Consider the following 17,343-nt stretch of genomic DNA (forward strand, 5'->3'; position numbering starts at 1 on the left):
GTCTCCGCGACGGTCGTGCAGACTAAGACCGCGCCTGCTGCTTTCCGATCCGGGCGGCGGCGCCTCGTTCTGGCTTCGAGGCCCGGCCACGTACCAGGCCATGGCAGCCGATCACCACCGGCACGCCGAGTGCGGCCCAGCTCAGCCAGTCGCCCAGGCCCTCTGAGACCAGCCCGGCGACCAGGCCGAGGACCGACAACAGGGCGACGACGATCGGCCATGCCCAGATGCGCATCATGCCTGCACCTGCGCGGGGCCGCGCTTGAGCCAGAGGTACAGGCCGCTGCCCAGTACGACGATGGTGAGGATGTCCAGCAGCGCCCACAGCAGCTTCAGCGGCAGGCCGCCGTAGTCGCCGAAATGCAGCGGCTCGGACAACTGCAGGGCGGTGACGTACCACGGGCGGGCGCTGGCTTCGAGCACTTCGCCGCTGGCCGGGTCCACCAGTAGCGCCTGGGTCAGCCGCGAGGTCAGCGGCGTGTCGCCGCTGAGGATCACCGCCACGTGTTCGGGCGTCGCGCGCAGGGTGCCGGGGTAGGCGATCATCGCCACCGCCATGCCCGGTGCGGCCGCCAGTACGCGGTCCACCGCCGCCTGTAGCGAGCCGTCGACGGCCGGCGCGCCGCTGGCATCGGCTGCGAGCAGCACCCGCGTCTCACCGGCCTGCAGCGCACGCACCTGGTCGGCCTGCCAGCTCTTGAAGATCAGGTCCGCCCAGGTGTTGATCACCCCGGTGAAGCCCACCGCCAGCGCCCAGACCAGCGTGACGATGCCGAGCAGGTTGTGCAGGTCCAGCCAGCGCGTGCGCGGCGCCCGTTCACGGCGCACCTCGGCGAAACGCAGCTTGCGCATGAAGGGCGCGTAGAGCACCACGCCGGAGACGATCGCCACCACCAGCAAGAGGCCCATGAAGCCGAGGAACAGCTTGCCCGGCAGCCCGGCGTAGAGGTCGACGTGCAGGCGGTACATCACGCTCATGAAGCCTTCGTCGAACGCCGGCGCGCCGAGCACCTCGGCGCTGCGGGCGTCGGCCATGACCAGCGTCGATGCGCTTTCATCGGTGTCGACCCGGGTGTCGAGCTTGACGTACCAGAGATCCGGCGCGTCCTCCTCGGCGAAGAAGTACAGCGGCACCAGCCCCGGATAGGCACGCACCGCCGCCGCGGCGATCTGGTCGAGCGGGGCGTGCGGCGTGCCTTCCGGCATCGGCGGCGCCTCGATCTCGGCGCCGCTCAGGTGGTCGATCTCGTGGGAGAAGATCAGCGGCAGGCCGGTCAGGCACAGCAGCAGGATGAACAGCGTGCAGACGAGGCTGGACCACTTGTGGACCCAGCCCCAGCGGCGCAGAGCGGCTGCCCGCATCAGAAGTCGACCGTGGCGCTGAGCGAGAGGGTGCGTGGGGCGCCGAGGACGAGGTAGTTGGCATTCGGATAGCCACCCACCGAGGCCCAGTAGTCGCGGCCGGTCACGTTATCCAGGCGGGCACGCAGGGTCACGTCACGGTCATCGATGACCATGCGGTAGCGCGCGCCGAGGTCCAGGCGGGTCCAGGAAGGTGCTTCCATATCGTTGGCCGTGTCGGCGTACTGGCTGCTGGTGTAGACGACCCGGCTGGTCAGGGTCAGGCCATTGGTGCCGGGTACGTCCCATTCGCCACCGATGTTCGCCTGGGTGCGCGGCACGCCGATGGCGCGGTTGCCCTCGTTGACCCCATCCTGGGTGCTGGTCAGTTCCGCATCCAGCAGGGTCAGGCCGCCCAACAGGCGTACGCCGTAGGCCGGCTCACCGAACACCGACAGCTCGATGCCGCGGTTGCGCTGCTCGCCACCATCGGTGAACACACCGTTTTCCACGGTGCTGAACGGGCGCTCGGTGGTGAATAGCGCCAGGCTGCCGCCGAGGTTGCCGCCGTCATACTTGATGCCTACCTCGGTCTGTTCCGAAACATAGGCTCCAGCGCTTCGCCGGCATTGATGATGGCAACGCCTCCGCTGGTCGCCGGTGCGATATCGCCTTTGACCAAGCCTTCGATGTAGTTGGCATAGAGCGAAACTTCGTCGGTCAGTTGATACACCACGCCAGCGACCGGGCTGTTCTTGTAGCGGTTGTAGGAGGACAGGCGATCACCGCTGTTGTAGTCGTAGCTCTTGGCTTCGATACCCTGGCGGCGCGCGCCGAGGGTCACCAGCAGGCGGTCATCCATGAAGCCCAGGGTATCGGCGATGGCCAGACTCTGGGTGTGGGTACGCTCGGTGACGTTGGGGTTGGACATCGAACCGCCAATCCAGACCGCATCCGGCATTGCGACTGCGAACGGCTGGTAGATATCCGCTGCATAGTTGCCTGACATGGCATAGGCGTTGCGCGCTTCCAGATCGAACATGGCCGCCGACATCACCCATTCGTGGGAGACGTCGCCGGTCCGGCCGCGGGCGCGCAGGCCTACTTCACTGGTGAATACCTCCTCCTCACGCACGTTGTCGAAGCGGTAGAAGGTGCCGGCGCCCGAACTGCCTGCAGTCATGCTTGCCAACCGATTCTTTTCCTCGCCCTCACGCACGCCGGCTGCGAGCCAGCCGGTGACGGCATCGGAGAAGTCGTATTCGGCGCGGAAGGTGCCGAAAGTCTGCTTCTCCTTCGAATAGGTCCAGGACTGGGCGAAGTTGTCCTCGGCATCCGGCGCGCTGGGTATGCCGCCGCTGGGCGTCACGCTCGGGCGTGGGCTGTCGATGAAGTGGTACTGGTGACCGATGTCGGCGGACAGGCGGAAGTTGTCGCCCTGGTAATCCAGACCCAGGGCGAACATATCCAGGGTGCGGTCTTCATCCTCGACCGTGGTCTCGCCAGCGCGCTTGGCCGCGTTCAGGCGCACGCCGAAGCGCTCCTCGTCGCCGAAGCGACGGGCGATGTCAGCGTGGGTCATGGCTTGGCCACCGTTTTCGGCACCGACGGTCAGGCGCGTCAGCGGCTCGTTCGGCGCGCGCTTGGGCAGGATGTTGATCGCCCCGCCGATGCCGCTGCCACCCGGCGCCGCACCATTGAGGAAGGTGTTGGCGCCGCGGAACACTTCCACACGCTCAATGAACTCGGCGGCCACGTACTGGCGCGGCAGCAGGCCATAGAGGCCGTTGTAGGAGATGTCGTCGGAGTAGACCGGGAAACCGCGCACCACGTACAGCTCCTGGAAGTTACCGAAGCCGCGGGCGACGCGCACCGAGGGGTCGTTCTGCAGCACGTCGGAGACGCTGCGTGCCTGCTGGTCCTGGATCAGCTGCGAGGTGTAGGACGTCGAGGTGAACGGCGTTTCCATGTAGTCGCGGTTGCCCAGGATGCCCACCCGCCCGCCGCGGGCAACCTGATCACCGGCGTAGGGCTGGGTCAGGCCGTCGGCCGAGGCGTCGGCGCTGGCGACCACTTCGGTTTCCGGCAGCTCGAGCGGCTCGCTGCGCTGGCTGGCCTGTCCTTCGGCCGTTTGCACCTCGTCCGAGGGCGGGGTGGCGGATTGCTGCGCCATGGCCGGGGCACCGGCGAAGCTGGCGACAAGGCAGACGGGCAGCAGGGCGGAGGCGGCACCTGTTTTACGAGGGAGGCGAAGGCTGGACATGGTGAGGCCTGACTGGGCGTGTGAAGTGTGCGAGGAGGTATGCCGCCGGCGGGGCGAGCGGCATGGGTAGTCGCCTAGGATAATCGAATGATAATAATTCGCAACAGTGTTCAGATTGAGAATGGCCATTTGCCGGCTGGGGAATACCGCGCGCACCGCTTGCAGGCGCTGCACGCTCGGCCTGGCTCAAGCGCCGTGCGATTGAAAAAAAATCCATCCGGCCTGTCGATTCGCGTGAACGCCGCTCGACCAGTCAATGACCCCTAACCACGAGACAGGAGATGGACATGACACACGACATCCGCCAGGACGAAAGCCGCATCCGCCAGCTCCACGAGGCGTTCGAGCGCGACACCAAGGCCAAGGACCTGGACCGGATCATGGCCCAGTACGCCGACGACCTGGTCGCCTTCGACGCGATCGGGGCGCTGCAATTCAAGGGCGTGGACGAGTACCGCGCGCACTGGCAGCGCTGCTTCGAGTTCTGCCAGGGCGAGGGCTTTTTCGAGACCCACGAGCTGCACGTGACGGTGGGCGGCGACCTGGCCTACAGCCGCATGCTCAACCATTGCGGCGGGCCCAACGCCGAGGGCGAAATGCAGACCGGCTGGATGCGCGGCACCCGGGTCTGGGCCCGGCGCGGCGGCGACTGGAAGGTCATCCACGAGCATTTCTCGATGCCCTTCGATATGGAAACCGGCCAGGTCTGCATGTCGCAAGAGCCGTCGTCCGGCCAGCAACGGGCGAGTTGAGCGGTATTCGTCGCCCGTCGACGCGCATCCGGCTGCCGGCTGCTAGCTTTTCTCCGTGCCCGGCAGACGGAGAGCGTCATGAAATACCTGTGCCTGATCTATTACGACGAGCAGCGTGTCGACGAGATGAGCGACGAACAGTGGCAGGCGCTGGTCGCGCGCTGCCTGGCCTGTGGCGAGGCGCTGCGTGCTAGCGGCCACATGCTTGCCGGCGAACCCTTGCAGGCGGTGCGCACGGCGCGCACGGTGAGGGTCCGCGACGGCGTCGCCACGGTGGTCGATGGACCGTTCGCCGAAACCCGCGAGCAGTTGGCCGGCTTCTACCTGATCGAGGCGGTCGATCAGGCCGAGGCCGAGGCCATCGCCGCGAAGATTCCACCGGCGACGCTCGGCTGCGTCGAGGTGCGCCCGCTGCGCCAGTTGCCGCAGCGCTGACATGCGCTGCAGCGGACAAGCCGCGACGGCGGTGGTCGAGGCGATCTACCGCGCCGAGTCGCGCCGGGTGCTGGCGACCCTGATCCGCCTGCTGGGCGACTTCGATCGCGCCGAGGAGGCCTTGCACGATGCCTTCGCCGCGGCGCTGCAGCAGTGGCCACGCGACGGCGTGCCGGACAGCCCGCGTGCCTGGCTGGTGTCCGCCGGGCGCTTCAAGGCCATCGACGCCCTGCGCCGGCGCGCGCGATTCGACGCCTCGCTGCGGCTGCTGGCCGAGCAACTGGAGGACGAGGCGCATGAAGCGGAGCTCGACGAGGTGGAAGACGATCGTCTGCGGCTGATCTTCACCTGCTGCCACCCGGCGCTGCCGGCCGATGCGCGCGTGGCGCTGACCCTGCGCGAAGTCTGCGACCTGACCACCGAGGAGATCGCGCGGGCCTTCCTCGCCGCACCCGCCACCATCGCCCAGCGCATCGTGCGCGCCAAGGCGCGGATCCGCGACGCGCAGATCCCCTATCGTGTGCCGGAGCGCGAGGAACTGCCGGCGCGGCTCGACAGCGTGCTGCGGGTGATCTACCTGGTGTTCAACGAGGGCTATTCGGCCTCGGCGGGAGCGTCGCTGACCCGTGCCGACCTGTGCGCGGAAGCCATCCGCCTCGGCCGGTTGCTGCTGGAGCTGCTGCCCGATGCCGAGGTGATGGGCCTGCTGGCGCTGATGCTGCTGCACGAGGCACGCCGCGCCGCGCGTACCGATGCGGCCGGCGAACTGGTGCGGCTGGAGGAGCAGGACCGCAGCGCCTGGGATCGGCGGCTGATCGCCGAGGGTTCGCTGCTGGTGCGCCGCGCCCTGGCCAGCGGCGACTCCGGGTCCTATGCGCTGCAGGCGGCGATCGTCGCCGTGCATGCCGAGGCGCCGAGCGCGGCGCAGACCGACTGGGCGCAGATCGTCCGTCTCTACGACGTGCTGCTCGGCCTGGCCCCCTCGCCGGTGGTGGAGCTGAACCGCGCGGTGGCCGTGGCGATGCGCGACGGCCCGGCAGCCGGCCTGCGCCTGGTGGACGCGCTGCTGGCACGTGGCGAGCTGCGCGACTATCACCTGAGTCACGCCGCCCGCGCCGATCTGCTGCGGCGATTGATGCGTATCGACGAGGCCCGCGAAGCCTACCGTACGGCCCTGCAACTGGTGCGGCTGGAACCGGAGCGGCGCTTCCTGCAGCAGCGGCTGGATGACTTGGCGTAGCTGCGTCAGGCCGAGGGCTCCCACGCTCCAGCGTGGGAGCCTGCTGTGGACGCTCTGCGCCCAGCGACACGGAGCATGGGAGCGATCAGCATGCGCACCGGCTTTTCGGAACTGCTTCTCGTAGGAGCTAGCGGAGGATCAGCTGTCCATGCTGCCCGCCGGCAGATAGTCGCCGCGGCTCAGGCCATGGCGCTGCATCTTCTCGTTGAGGGTGCGCCGCGGCAGCTGCAGCAGGGCCATGACCTCGGCGATGTTGCCCTTGCATTGCTGCAGGGCGCTGTGCAGGCACTGCGCCTCGAAGGCTTCCATCTGTTCGGCCAGCGACTGGCCGCCGCTGCCGGTCGGTGCCGGGGCGCTGAGGCCGAGGGCGTGGCGTTCGGCGGCGTTGATCAGCTCGCGCACGTTGCCCGGCCAGTCATGGGCGAGCAGCTGCGCCAGCTCGCCGGGGGTCACCGGCGGCGCCTCGCGGCCATGGCGCTGGGCGGCCTGCTGGACGAAGTGCTCGAACAGCAGCGGAATGTCCTCGCGGCGCTCGCGCAATGGCGGGATGTGCAGCTCGGCGACGTTCAGCCGGTACAGCAGGTCCTCGCGGAAACGCCCGCCGCGCACTTCCTCGAGCAGGTCCGGCTTGGCCGCGCTGATCACCCGCAGGTCGACCGCGATGCTGCGGTTGGAGCCCAGCCGCTCCAGGCTCTTTTCCTGCAGCACGCGCAGCAGCTTGACCTGCTGCGCCAGCGGCATGCTCTCGATCTCGTCGAGAAACAGCGTGCCGCCGGCGGCGTGCTCGATGCGGCCGATGCGCTTGCCCTGGGCGCCGGTGAAGGCGCCGCTCTCGTGGCCGAACAGCTCGCTCTCGAAGATGGTCTCGGGGATCGCCGCGCAGTTGAGCGCGACGAAGGGGCCGCCGGCACGCGGGCTGAAGTCGTGCAGGCAGCGCGCGACCTGTTCCTTGCCGCTGCCGGTCTCGCCGCGGATCAGCACGTTGACGTCGGTGCCGGCCAGTTCCAGCACCTGCCGGCGCAGGGTTTCCATGGCCCGCGAGACGCCGAGCAGCTGCGATTCGATGCGCCCCTTGCGGGCGAACTGCTCGCGCAGTTGGCGGTTCTCGCAGACCAGCCGGCGCTTGTCCATGGCGCGGCGCACGCTGTCGAGCAGGCGCTCGGGGGTGAAGGGTTTCTCGATGAAGTCGTAGGCACCCTGGCGCAGCGCCTGCACCGCCATGGGCACGTCGCCGTGGCCGGTGACCATGATCACCGGCAGGTCGGCATCCAGCGCCACCAGCTGTTCCAGCAGGCCGAGGCCGTCGAGGTCAGGCATGCGCACGTCGCTGATCAGTACGCCGGGGAAGTCGCGGCCGAGCGCCGCCAGCCCGTCGCGGGCGCGGGCGAAGGTGCGCACGCTGAAGCCGGACAGCTCCAGCCATTGCTGCACCGCCTGGCGGATCGCCGCCTCGTCGTCGATGAAGATTACCTGCCCGCCCATTGTCGATCCTCGCTCGGCCGCTCGCCGCGGCAGTTTACCCGGCGGCGTGCAGCTCGACAGCCGGCAATGTCAGGGTGAACACCGCACCCTGGTCGTCGTTGTGCGCCTCGAGCTGCCGCCGAGATCGCGGACGATGCCGTAGGACACCGCCAGGCCCAGGCCGAGGCCCTGGCCCACCGGCTTGGTGGTGAAGAAGGGTTCGAACACCTGCTCCAGGTGCTCGCCGGCGATGCCGCCGCCATTGTCGGCGACGCTGAGCCGCCAAGCGTCGCCGACGCGCTGGCAGAGGATGCGCAGGCGCCGCTGCGGCCGTTCGGCCATGGCGTCCAGGGCGTTGTGCAGCAGGTTGATCAGCACCTGCTCGAGGCGGATGGCATCGCCGCTGACCCAGGCCTCGGCCGGTACCTGGCGGAACACCTCGACCTGCTCGCTGCGGATGCGCGGTACCAGCAACTGCAGCGCCTGCTCCAGCACCTCGGCCAGGCTCAGGCGCTGGGGCAGCCCGGCCGGGCTCTTGCGGGCGAAGGTCTTCAGGTGGCCGGTCAGCGCGGCCATGCGTTCGAGCAGCCCCTCGACGTGGCCCAGGCCTTCGCGCACCTCGGTGTCGCGGCCGCTGTCGAGCAGCAGACGCAGGCTGGCCAGCTGCATGCGCAGGGCCGTCAGCGGCTGGTTGATCTCGTGGGCGAGGGCGGCGGACATCTGCCCCAGCGCGGCCATGCGCGCGGCGTGCACCAGCTCGTCCTGGGCGGTGCGCAGCTCGCGGGTGCGCTCGTGCACCAGCCGTTCCAGTTCGCTGCGGCTGCGCTGCTCGACGCGGCGGGTCTTGCGCCGCTGGGCCAGGTAGAGCAGCAGGAAGGCCAGGGTCATCCACACGCCGGCGGCGGCCAGGCGATAGCTGCGCACACTGGCGACCACCGACTGCGGTTCCTGCAGCAGGTGCAGGGTCCAGTCCTCTTCCGGCAACTGCAGGCTTTGCCAGAGATAGTCGCGCCGCCCGTCGGGACCGTCCACCTGGCGCCGCTCGCTGCCTTCGCCGAGCGCTTGCAGGCGCGTGCTCTGCAACGGCTGCAGGGTCTGCTCGGCGTAGCGGCGGGCAGCCACCAGGCGGCTGCGTACCTCGTCGCTGAGCGGGCGCAGGTGGCGGAAGCGCCAGGCGGGGCGGTTGGTGAGGATGACGATGTCCAGCGAATCGGCGATCAGCAGGATGCCCGACTGGCCGGCCCAGCTGCGCTGCATGTCTTCCAGTTCGAGCTTGACCACCAGCACGCCGATCACCTCGCCGGCGGCATTCTTCACCGAACTGGAGAGGAAGTAGCCGGGGATGCCGGTGGTCACGCCGACGGCGAAGTAGCGGCCGCTGTCGTTCGCCAGCGCATCGCGGAAATACGGGCGGAAGGCGTAGTTGTAGCCGACGAAGCTGCTCCAGTCGCGCCAGTTGCTGGCGGCGATGGTTTCGCCTTGGCGGTCGAGCAAATACAGCACCGAGGAACCGGCCGCATGGTTCTGCTGCTCCAGGCGCCGATTGAGCCGCTTGCGCAGTTGCTGGTCGTTAGGCGCGGCGAGCAGGGCCTGGATGTCGCTGTCCAGTGCCAGCAACGCCGGCACCGAGCGGAAGCGTTCGACCTGGGTATGGATCGCCTGGGCATAGAGCTCCAGCTGCCCGCGTGCTTCCTGGCCGCGCTCGGCCCAGGCGCGCTCCTCGGCGAGGCGGCCGGCCCAGTACATGCTGAGCAGCAGGCCGACGAGGATCAGCGCAACGATCAGGATGACACGCAGACGGCTGGACATTGCAGGCCTGTGGCGCTCGCGGAAGGAGGCGACGATGTTAAGCGAAAGCCGGGCCCTGTGCAGGACGAGATGGCTTGGCCCGAGCGCGGGCATGCCGTGCTGCCTGCCGCCGAAGCGGCGATTCCCGAATGGTGCTGGTTGCCTGCGTTGACGCCGGGCGGCGGAGCTGGGTCTGTCCAGCAGGCACTGCAGCGACCGCATCGTCGGCCGGGAAGATCCAGCCGCCTGGGGCTTCACTGATCTGGATGATTTCTGGTTCTAGAGGACCCTGGCGGTCGTCAAAGCGGGGCCATTGCGAATAGAATGCCGGCCCCTGGCACGATTCTTCCGCTAAATAGTCCCCGACGAGAGCCCGTATCGCCCATGACCTGGCTGCCCAGTCCGCCATAGCGCTCCGCCCCCCGCGTCACCCTGCGACTGCCTGTCATGGAGGCGGTCGTACGCTGCTGTCCGTCCCATGCATGGACAGCTGATCGAATTCCGAACTGAAAACTCGCCTTGTATCGCTGCCGGCCATTCCCGTGGTCTGCAAGTCGGTGCTTTTGCTCTGGATATACCGATGTTGCATACACTCAAACAGAACTGGTTCTCCAACGTCCGTGGCGACCTGCTGTCCGGGCTCGTCGTGGCCCTGGCGCTGATTCCCGAGGCCATCGCCTTTTCCATCATTGCCGGGGTCGACCCGCGGGTCGGCCTGTACGCGTCGTTCTGCATCGCGGTGGTGATCGCGTTCGTCGGCGGCCGCCCGGGCATGATCTCGGCCGCTACCGGTGCCATGGCGCTGCTGATGGTGACGCTGGTGCGCGAGCACGGCCTGCAGTACCTGCTGGCGGCGACGCTGTTGTGCGGTGTGCTGCAGATCGGCGCCGGCTACCTGCGGCTCGGTTCGCTGATGCGCTTCGTCTCGCGCTCGGTGGTCACCGGCTTCGTCAACGCCCTGGCGATCCTGATCTTCATGGCCCAGCTGCCGGAGCTGACCAACGTCACCTGGCACGTCTACGCGATGACGGCGGGGGGCTTGGGCATCATCTACCTGTTCCCCCGTGTGCCGAAGCTCGGCAAGGTCATTCCTTCGCCGCTGGTGTGCATCCTTTCGATGACCGCGGTGGCGATCTACCTGGGCCTGGATATCCGCACCGTCGGCGACATGGGCGAGCTGCCCGATACTCTGCCGGTCTTCCTCTGGCCGCAGGTGCCGCTGACCTTCGAGACCCTGGCGATCATCTTCCCGTATTCCGCCGCGCTGGCAGTGGTCGGCCTGCTGGAGTCGCTGATGACCGCGACCATCGTCGACGAGCTGACCGACATCGGCAGCGACAAGAACCGCGAGTGCAAGGGCCAGGGCGTCGCCAACATCGCCTCTGGCCTGTTCGGCGGTATGGCCGGCTGCGCGATGATCGGCCAATCGGTGATCAACGTGAAATCCGGTGGCCGCACGCGCCTGTCGACACTGGTCGCCGGGGTGGTGCTGTTGCTGCTGGTGGTGTTCTTCAGCGACTGGGTCAGCCGGATTCCCATGGCGGCGCTGGTGGCGGTGATGATCATGGTATCCATCGGCACCTTCAGCTGGGATTCGCTGCGCAACCTCAAGCGCTACCCGCTCTCGACTAATATCGTCATGGTGGTCACCGTGGTCGTCGTGGTGTTCACCCACAACCTGGCCTACGGTGTATTCGCCGGTGTGCTGCTGGCGGCGATGTTCTTCGCCAACAAGGTGGGTCACTACCTGGCCATCGACTCCGAACCGGACGCCGCCGGCAATCAGCGTAGCTACCGGGTGGTGGGGCAGGTGTTCTTCAGCTCCTCGGACAAGTTCACTGCGGCGTTCGATTTCAAGGAGGCGCTGGGCAAGGTGACCATCGACCTGTCCCGCGCGCATTTCTGGGACATCACCGCGGTATCCGCGCTGGACAAGGTGGTGCTCAAGTTCCGTCGCGAGGGCACCGAGGTCGAGGTGCTGGGCCTGAACGAGGCCAGCGCGACCATCGTCGACCGCTTCGGGGTGCATGACAAACCCGATGCCATCGACAAGCTCATGAGTCACTGACCAGGAGGACGAAATGACCCACGTAATGGCGTGTATCGACGGTTCCCCACAGGCTGCGGCGGTCTGCGACTGCGCGGCCTGGGCCAGCCAGCGCCTGGGGGCGCCGCTGACCCTGTTGCATGTGCTGGACCGGCAGCAGTATCCGGTGTCGGGCGACCTCAGCGGCATCATCGGCCTGGGCAGCCGGGAATTCCTCCTGCACGAGCTGGCGACGCTGGACGAGAAGCGCGCCAAGCTGGCGCTGGAAGAGGGCCGGCTGCTACTGGATGCGGCGCGACAGCGGGCGATCGCGGCCGGCAGCGCGCAACCGGAGTGCCGGCAGCGGCACGGCGATCTGGTCGAGACGCTGTACGAACTGCAGGACGAGACCCGCCTGCTGGTGATCGGCCGCCAGGGCGAGGACAGTGGCGATGCCATCCGGCACATCGGCAGCCAGCTGGAAAACGTGATCCGCGCACTGCATCGCCCGATCCTGGTCACGCCCGGCAGTTTCGAGGTGCCGCGCAGCGTGATGCTGGCCTTCGACGGCAGCGCCACCGGCCACAAGGGCGTCGAGATGCTGGCCGCCAGCCCGTTATTCAGCGGTTTGCCGATTCACTTGGTGATGGTCGGCGCCGAGACCGACGACGCCCGTGCCCAGTTGGAGGCCGCACGCGACAGGTTGAGTGCCAGCGGTTTCGAGGCGCATGTCGCCATGCGCAACGGGGAGGTGGAGCCGGCGCTGCATGCCTATCAGGCCGAGCACGGCATCGATCTGCTGGTGATGGGCGCCTACGGCCATTCGCGGATTCGCCAGTTCTTCGTCGGCAGTACCACCACCGGCATGATCCGCACGACCAATACCCCGCTGCTGTTGCTGCGCTGACCGCCGGGCCCGCATCGGCGCGGGCCCGGCAGGGGTCAGCCGTACAGGTCGGCGCGGGTCCAGGGCAACTCGTGGGAGCCGTCCGGCAGCGGCTTGCTGGCGAGGATCTGGTGCAGGTCGATCCAGTCGCGGCGAAAGCCATAGGCACAGCCGGCCAGGTACACTCGCCAGATCCGCAGGGCGCGTTCGGGAACCAGTTGCTGGGCCTGTTGCAGATGCGCCTCGAGACGCTGGCTCCACAGCTGCAGCGTGCGTGCGTAATGCAGGCGCAGGCTTTCCACGTCGACGATCTCCAATCCCGACTCGCTGATGCAGCTGCTGATCTTCACCAGATGCGGCAGTTCCCCGTGGGGAAAGACGTAGCGGTCGATGAACTCGCCGGCCCCGTGACCGACCGGCCGCCCGTCCAGATGCCGCGAGGTGATGCCATGGTTGAGCACCAGCCCTCCCGGGCGCACCGCGCCGAACAGCCGCTGGCAGTACAGCGGCAGATTGGCATGGCCGACGTGCTCGAACATGCCGACACTGACCGTCTTGTCGAAGCGGCCATCCTGGGGCAGGTCGCGATAGTCCATCAGCTCCAGCGTCACCCGGTCCTGCAGGCCCTCGGCGGCGACCCGCTCACGGGCCAGCGCGAGCTGTTCGCGGCTCAAGGTGATGCCGAACACCTCGGCGCCGAACTCGCGGGCGGCGAAGCGTGCCAGCCCGCCCCAGCCGCAGCCGACATCGAGCAGGCGGTCGCCGGGCTTGAGCCGCAACTTGCGGCAGAGCAGGCGCAGCTTGGCTTGCTGCGCCTGGTCGAGATCCTCTTGGCCGGTTTCGAAATAGGCACAGGAGTAGACCATGTCCCGGTCCAGCCAGAGCCGGTAGAAATCGTTGGACAGGTCGTAGTGGTAGGAGATCGCCTCGGCATCGGTGGCCTTGTCATGCGCCTCGCGAGCAGGCAGGGGGAAATCGTCCTCGCCCAGCGCGCGGCTCATCTCGTCGCCGATGCGGATGACCTCTTCGAGAGGTCCCAGCAGGTCTATCTGCCCTCGACATAGGCGGCACCGAGCAGATCCAGGCTGGGATGTGCCAGTTGCGTGATCAGGTTGGAATCCCGGATAACCAGGGTGACGCTTGGGGACGGCCCGAGGTCGATCTCCTTGCCATCCCACAGCCTCAACTTCAGCGGCAAGGCGAGTTCCTTAAGGGCCGGTAGCAATGTTGCCAGCATGCTCGATCTCCTTTTATTGCATCGTAGGAATCCTAGACCATGAATTTGCAAACTGTAGGCTATTGTGGTGATAGTTTCCGGCTATGAGCCGAACTGAAGCGACTCTGCCTGCAACCCAGCGGCGCCGGACCTTTCAAGGAGAGACCTGTGGCAGAAGCACCCTCACAGCGAGTACTGATCCTGGTCGCGAGCGGGCCCAGCACCCCGGCGCGCTGCGCCGCGCCTTTCCACATCGCCACCCTGCTGGCCTGCATGGATGCCGAGGTCACGCTCTACCTCACCGGCGAGGGCACGCAGCTGGCGCGCCGCGAGGTGGCCGAATCGCTCCGCGCAGTTGAAAGCGGCGAGCCGCTGCTGCATTTCATCCGCAATGCCAAGCAGGCCGGTGCGCGCCTGTTGATGTGCCGCCAGCCCGGCGTGAACCTCGAGGCGGGCACGCTGATCGCCGAGCTGGACGAGATTTCCAGCGGTGGCGAGCTGGCACAGATGATTCTCGAATACGAACGAGTGCTGACCCTATGAACCTGCACGGCCTGGAATTCCCCGACGCACTGCGCTACGCGCCGGAACACGGCCTGTGGCTGCGCGAAGAGCGCGACGGCAGCGTCACTCTCGGCCTGAGCGCCTATGGTTGCGCGCTGTACGGCAGATCTTCGCCTTCACCCCCAAGCGCGCCGGCACCCGCATCGGCCGCGAGCGCAGCTTCGGCGTGGTGGAATTCGCCAAGGCCGCCTCCTCGGCCCGCAGCCCGCTTGCCGGCGAGCTGCTGGCGGTGAATGAAGCGCTGCTCGAGCATCCTGCCCTGATCAACCAGGACTGCTACGGCGAAGGCTGGATGGTGCGCCTGCAGCCGGAAGACTGGAATGTCGTGCGCGACACATTCCCGCAAGGCGAAGCGGCCCTGGCGGCGATCAGCGAACGCATGCGGCTGGATAACTTCGACCCCGCGAACGCGCATGTGCAGGCGTTGCGATGGAAGTAGGGGAAATGGCGGAAGGCAGTGAGAGTCGAACTCACCCGGGAACGGCTGCCGTCCCCAACCGGGTTTGAAGCCCGGCCGCAGCACCGGCTGCGATTGCCTTCCTTGTTGGTTTACAAGGGATGTTTCTCGCGCTCGTGGCGCTTGGGCGCAGTGAGTGTCGAAACGCTGACTGCCCGGACGTCAAGGTATCCTGCAAACGATGCGGCGCCAAGGGTGTGCGTAGGTGTCGCTGCGTCTGCCGATGGCTGATGTCATTTTGCTATCGATTATTAGGGTGAGCTGCGTCACAATTCACGTTTTTCTTTCCAGGGATGGGAGAGTGTCGTGAGTGATATGCCCAAGGACCGCCGTGTCTGCCACGCGCTGCGTGACCATATCGACTGCCTGATAGCAGAGGGTGCTTCGCTGACCGGGCGGGATCCGGTCCAGCTCAGTTTCAAGGGGCGGACGCTTACCGTGCAGCATGGCATGCTCATCTGCGACGATGGCCACCAGGATCTGATCGAAACGCTGGCCGAGCTGGAGTGGAGCAGCAAGCGTACCCGGGACATGGCCATCGAGATCTGCCTGAAGCAACTGCAGCAGGCGATCGGTGGCGACGACTATCCGGATTTCCCCGATTCGCAGCCGAAAAAGAGTTGAGCAAAAAAAAGCCCGCAGAGGCGGGCCGGGAAACCACTGCGGCGGTCATGGGGGAAGCGGGACCGCCGGGTAGTGGCTATATGATGCCATTTATGTGAGATGCGTCACATTTTTTCTTTTGCGACAGAAACATCCCCCTCTGCACGGTGACGGCTATTCGGGCCTTGCCTCGGTTGCCAGCGCGCTGTCGTGGCGGACCTTGCGTTCGTTGCCGAAGCGGCGGGTGAAGCCGATGCGGTCGAAGTGTTCCAGCAATTGAATGCTGCGCTTGCGGCCGAGCTGGATGCGGTCGCGGAAGGTGGCGGCGCGGATCACGCCGCTTTGCGCTTCCAGTTGCAGGACGTGCCCGGCGAGCTGGCGAATGGTGGATTCAGGGTAGAACAGGTCCTTCACCACCTGCTGCAGCAGGCCGAGGCGGGCGAGCTTGCGCAGCAGCTGGCGCATCTGCGTTTCCTCGACGCCGAGTTCGCGGGCGAGGTCGCGTACCCAGGGCGGATCGAAGCGCCCCGCTTCCAGCAGCGGCCAGAGGCGTGCCTTGAGCATTTCCTCCGCATCGCTCAGGCGTACCCGGTGGTCCGGGCGGTGCAGCCAGGGGCCGCTGGTCTCGATGTTGCCGGCGGCCAGCGCCTGTTCCAGCAGGGCGATGAACACCGGGCGTTCCAACTGCGGCAGGGCGTAGCGGCGCAGGCGGTCGCGATCCGGGCCGAGCTCGTCGGGCTGCTCGTCGTGGAAGCGCTGCAGCGCGGCGAGCAGGGTTTCGCCGAGGGCATTCCAGTGTTCGCGGCCGAACAGGCGCAGGCCCTGTCGCGTGGCGATCTCCAGCGCAGTGGCGGGCAGCTGCCAGCTGCCACGCGGGCGGTTGAACTGGCGTTCCAGCGCCTGCGGGTCGAGCCCGTTGACGATCCTGGCGAGCAGCTCCGGCAGCGCCCGTTCCAGGCTCGGCTGGTTCAGGGCCCGCAGTTGCGCCAGACGCGCCTCGCGACGGCGATTGCGCGGCGGGGCGAACGGATCGAGCACCTGGCCGCCGCCGAGGGTGCGCTGGGCGGACTGGTCGCGCAGGACAACACGGTCGCCATGTACCGCATGGGCCGGCGCATTGAGCAGCAGCTGGGCGAACATGCGCCCGCCCGGGGCCAGGCTTTCGCCTTCGAGCAGGGCGACGCGGGCGGTGACGTCCTGGGCGCCGAGGTGCACGTGCAGCGGCGTCCAGTGCTTGAGTTCGTGGCTTCGCCGGGCAACAGCTGGAGTTCGACGTCGATACGCTGGGTCGGGGCGTGCAGCAGCGGCTGCAGCAGCCAGTCGCCGCGGTGGATTTGCTCCACCGTCAGGCGTTCGCCGGCCAGGTTCAGTGCCACGCGCTGGCCGGCATGGGCCTGGCCGGCCTCGCGGTTCTGCGCATGCAGGCCGCGCACCCGTACACTTTTCCCGCTCGGGCTGAGCAGCAGTTCGTCGCCGACCCGCACACGGCCGGCGAAGGCGGTGCCGGTGACCACCACGCCGGCGCCGGTGACGCTGAAGGCGCGGTCGATGGCCAGGCGGAAGTGGCCGCTTTCGCTGCGCGCCTGAACCCTGGCCGCTTCGTCGACCAGTGCCGAGCGCAGTGCAGCGACGCCCTGACCGCTGATGCTGGATACCGGAAAGATCGGCGCTCCGGCCAGCGGCCCGGACGTCAGCAGGTTGTCGATCTGCTGGCGTACTTCTTCGATTCTTTGTGGTTCGGCGCGGTCGATCTTGGTCAGCGCGACGATGGCCCGGCGAATACCCAGCAGTTCGACGATGGCCAGGTGTTCGCGGGTCTGCGGCATCACGCCGTCGTCGGCGGCGACCACCAGCAGCATGCAGTCGATGCCGCTGGCGCCGGCCAGCATGTTGTGCACGAAGCGCTCGTGGCCCGGCACGTCGATAAAGCCGGTAAGCGCCCCTTCGCCGAGATCGGCATAGGCGTAGCCGAGGTCGATGGTGATGCCGCGCTCGCGCTCCTCGCGGCGGCGGTCGCCCTGTTGGCCGGTCAGTGCGTGCAGCAGGGCGGTCTTGCCGTGGTCGATATGGCCGGCAGTCCCGACGATCAAGTCGCCAGCTCCTCTTGCAGTTTGGGCAACTGGGCGAGGAAGGCCGGTTCGTCGTCGAGCTGGCGCAGGTCGAGCCATAGGGCGTCATCGTCGATGCGCCCGAGCACCGGGAGCGGCAGGCAGCGCAGGGCTTCCTCGAGCTGACGCAGGCTGCGGCCGCGCAGGCGCTTGGGTTGCTGCGGGCGGATGCACAGCGCGGCGCTGGGCAGGCGCGCCACCGG

Annotated in this window: 10 protein-coding genes, 1 tRNA gene and 6 pseudogenes; 8 read left to right on the forward strand and 9 right to left on the reverse strand. The window is 67.5% G+C overall.

Going from position 1 to position 17,343, the window contains the following annotated elements; all coding sequences use genetic code 11:
• Positions 1-22 precede the first annotated feature (22 nt).
• The 3 genes and pseudogenes from BAY1663_RS14670 to BAY1663_RS14680 form a co-directional block, all read right to left on the reverse strand.
• The gene (locus BAY1663_RS14670) at positions 23-238 is read right to left on the reverse strand and encodes a hypothetical protein (RefSeq protein ID WP_037042132.1); all 216 of its coding nucleotides are present in this window, start codon (positions 236-238) and stop codon (positions 23-25) included.
• Complete coding sequence (locus tag BAY1663_RS14675; protein ID WP_037042134.1) at positions 235-1,362, reverse strand: PepSY domain-containing protein; 1,128 nt, start codon at positions 1,360-1,362, stop codon at positions 235-237. Before BAY1663_RS14675 ends, BAY1663_RS14670 begins: the two co-directional genes overlap by 4 nt.
• Positions 1,362-3,604 (reverse strand): annotated as a pseudogene (locus BAY1663_RS14680) (TonB-dependent receptor). Before BAY1663_RS14680 ends, BAY1663_RS14675 begins: the two are co-directional and overlap by 1 nt.
• Before the next feature lie 287 nt (positions 3,605-3,891).
• Between BAY1663_RS14680 and BAY1663_RS14685 the strand changes: the two are divergent.
• From BAY1663_RS14685 to BAY1663_RS14695, 3 genes are all read left to right on the forward strand, one after another.
• Positions 3,892-4,356, forward strand: a complete 465-nt coding sequence (locus tag BAY1663_RS14685) for a nuclear transport factor 2 family protein (protein ID WP_037042162.1) — start codon at positions 3,892-3,894, stop codon at positions 4,354-4,356.
• 78 nt (positions 4,357-4,434) lie between these two features.
• Positions 4,435-4,791: a YciI family protein gene (locus BAY1663_RS14690; RefSeq protein WP_037042136.1), complete on the forward strand. Its 357-nt coding sequence runs from the start codon at positions 4,435-4,437 to the stop codon at positions 4,789-4,791.
• 1 nt (position 4,792) lies between these two features.
• Entirely contained in the window at positions 4,793-6,031 is a 1,239-nt protein-coding gene (locus BAY1663_RS14695; protein ID WP_037042138.1) for an RNA polymerase sigma factor, read from the forward strand.
• Positions 6,032-6,169: 138 nt separating this feature from the next.
• Here the strand turns inward: BAY1663_RS14695 and BAY1663_RS14700 are convergent, their stop codons facing one another.
• Positions 6,170-7,513 carry a sigma-54 dependent transcriptional regulator gene (locus tag BAY1663_RS14700; RefSeq protein ID WP_037042140.1) on the reverse strand — a complete coding sequence of 448 codons (1,344 nt, stop codon included), beginning with the start codon at positions 7,511-7,513 and terminating at the stop codon, positions 6,170-6,172.
• A gap of 34 nt (positions 7,514-7,547) precedes the next feature.
• Positions 7,548-9,301: pseudogene (locus BAY1663_RS14705) on the reverse strand (ATP-binding protein).
• Positions 9,302-9,860: 559 nt separating this feature from the next.
• On the opposite strand from BAY1663_RS14705, the gene BAY1663_RS14710 reads away from it, so the two are divergent.
• On the forward strand, positions 9,861-11,348 hold the full coding sequence (locus tag BAY1663_RS14710; protein ID WP_037042142.1) for a SulP family inorganic anion transporter: 1,488 nt from the start codon (positions 9,861-9,863) through the stop codon (positions 11,346-11,348).
• Between the two features lie 13 nt (positions 11,349-11,361).
• Positions 11,362-12,213 carry a universal stress protein gene (locus tag BAY1663_RS14715; protein ID WP_037042145.1) on the forward strand — a complete coding sequence of 284 codons (852 nt, stop codon included), beginning with the start codon at positions 11,362-11,364 and terminating at the stop codon, positions 12,211-12,213.
• Between the two features lie 35 nt (positions 12,214-12,248).
• On the opposite strand, the pseudogene cfaB reads toward BAY1663_RS14715, so the two are convergent.
• A pseudogene (gene cfaB / locus BAY1663_RS14720) lies at positions 12,249-13,429 on the reverse strand (C17 cyclopropane fatty acid synthase CfaB).
• A gap of 147 nt (positions 13,430-13,576) precedes the next feature.
• Between cfaB and BAY1663_RS14725 the strand changes: the two are divergent.
• Entirely contained in the window at positions 13,577-13,951 is a 375-nt protein-coding gene (locus tag BAY1663_RS14725; RefSeq protein WP_037042156.1) for a DsrE family protein, read from the forward strand.
• Positions 13,948-14,411 (forward strand): annotated as a pseudogene (locus BAY1663_RS14730) (glycine cleavage system protein H). The gene BAY1663_RS14725 and the pseudogene BAY1663_RS14730 overlap by 4 nt, the downstream one beginning before the upstream one ends.
• Positions 14,412-14,417: 6 nt before the next feature.
• On the opposite strand, the gene BAY1663_RS14735 reads toward BAY1663_RS14730, so the two are convergent.
• A tRNA-Sec gene (locus BAY1663_RS14735) sits at positions 14,418-14,513 on the reverse strand.
• A gap of 231 nt (positions 14,514-14,744) precedes the next feature.
• On the opposite strand from BAY1663_RS14735, the gene BAY1663_RS14740 reads away from it, so the two are divergent.
• Positions 14,745-15,053, forward strand: coding sequence for a hypothetical protein (locus BAY1663_RS14740; RefSeq protein ID WP_128576308.1), 309 nt, complete (start codon positions 14,745-14,747; stop codon positions 15,051-15,053).
• 153 nt (positions 15,054-15,206) lie between these two features.
• On the opposite strand, the pseudogene selB reads toward BAY1663_RS14740, so the two are convergent.
• A pseudogene (gene selB, locus BAY1663_RS14745) lies at positions 15,207-17,122 on the reverse strand (selenocysteine-specific translation elongation factor).
• Positions 17,119-17,343 (reverse strand): annotated as a pseudogene (locus tag BAY1663_RS14750) (L-seryl-tRNA(Sec) selenium transferase); the annotation flags it as partial. The pseudogenes selB and BAY1663_RS14750, both read right to left, overlap by 4 nt.

The sequence above is a fragment of the Pseudomonas sp. BAY1663 genome (assembly GCF_000582595.1).
Classification (GTDB): domain Bacteria; phylum Pseudomonadota; class Gammaproteobacteria; order Pseudomonadales; family Pseudomonadaceae; genus Stutzerimonas; species Stutzerimonas stutzeri_AF.

What these genes read in the sequence shown, in the direction of transcription:
- BAY1663_RS14670 (WP_037042132.1), bottom strand. Translation starts at nt 238, where the DNA reads ATGATGCGCATCTGGGCATGGCCGATCGTCGTCGCCCTGTTGTCGGTC.
- BAY1663_RS14675 (WP_037042134.1), bottom strand. Translation starts at nt 1,362, where the DNA reads ATGCGGGCAGCCGCTCTGCGCCGCTGGGGCTGGGTCCACAAGTGGTCC.
- BAY1663_RS14685 (WP_037042162.1), top strand. Translation starts at nt 3,892, where the DNA reads ATGACACACGACATCCGCCAGGACGAAAGCCGCATCCGCCAGCTCCAC.
- BAY1663_RS14690 (WP_037042136.1), top strand. Translation starts at nt 4,435, where the DNA reads ATGAAATACCTGTGCCTGATCTATTACGACGAGCAGCGTGTCGACGAG.
- BAY1663_RS14695 (WP_037042138.1), top strand. Translation starts at nt 4,793, where the DNA reads ATGCGCTGCAGCGGACAAGCCGCGACGGCGGTGGTCGAGGCGATCTAC.
- BAY1663_RS14700 (WP_037042140.1), bottom strand. Translation starts at nt 7,513, where the DNA reads ATGGGCGGGCAGGTAATCTTCATCGACGACGAGGCGGCGATCCGCCAG.
- BAY1663_RS14710 (WP_037042142.1), top strand. Translation starts at nt 9,861, where the DNA reads ATGTTGCATACACTCAAACAGAACTGGTTCTCCAACGTCCGTGGCGAC.
- BAY1663_RS14715 (WP_037042145.1), top strand. Translation starts at nt 11,362, where the DNA reads ATGACCCACGTAATGGCGTGTATCGACGGTTCCCCACAGGCTGCGGCG.
- BAY1663_RS14740 (WP_128576308.1), top strand. Translation starts at nt 14,745, where the DNA reads ATGCCCAAGGACCGCCGTGTCTGCCACGCGCTGCGTGACCATATCGAC.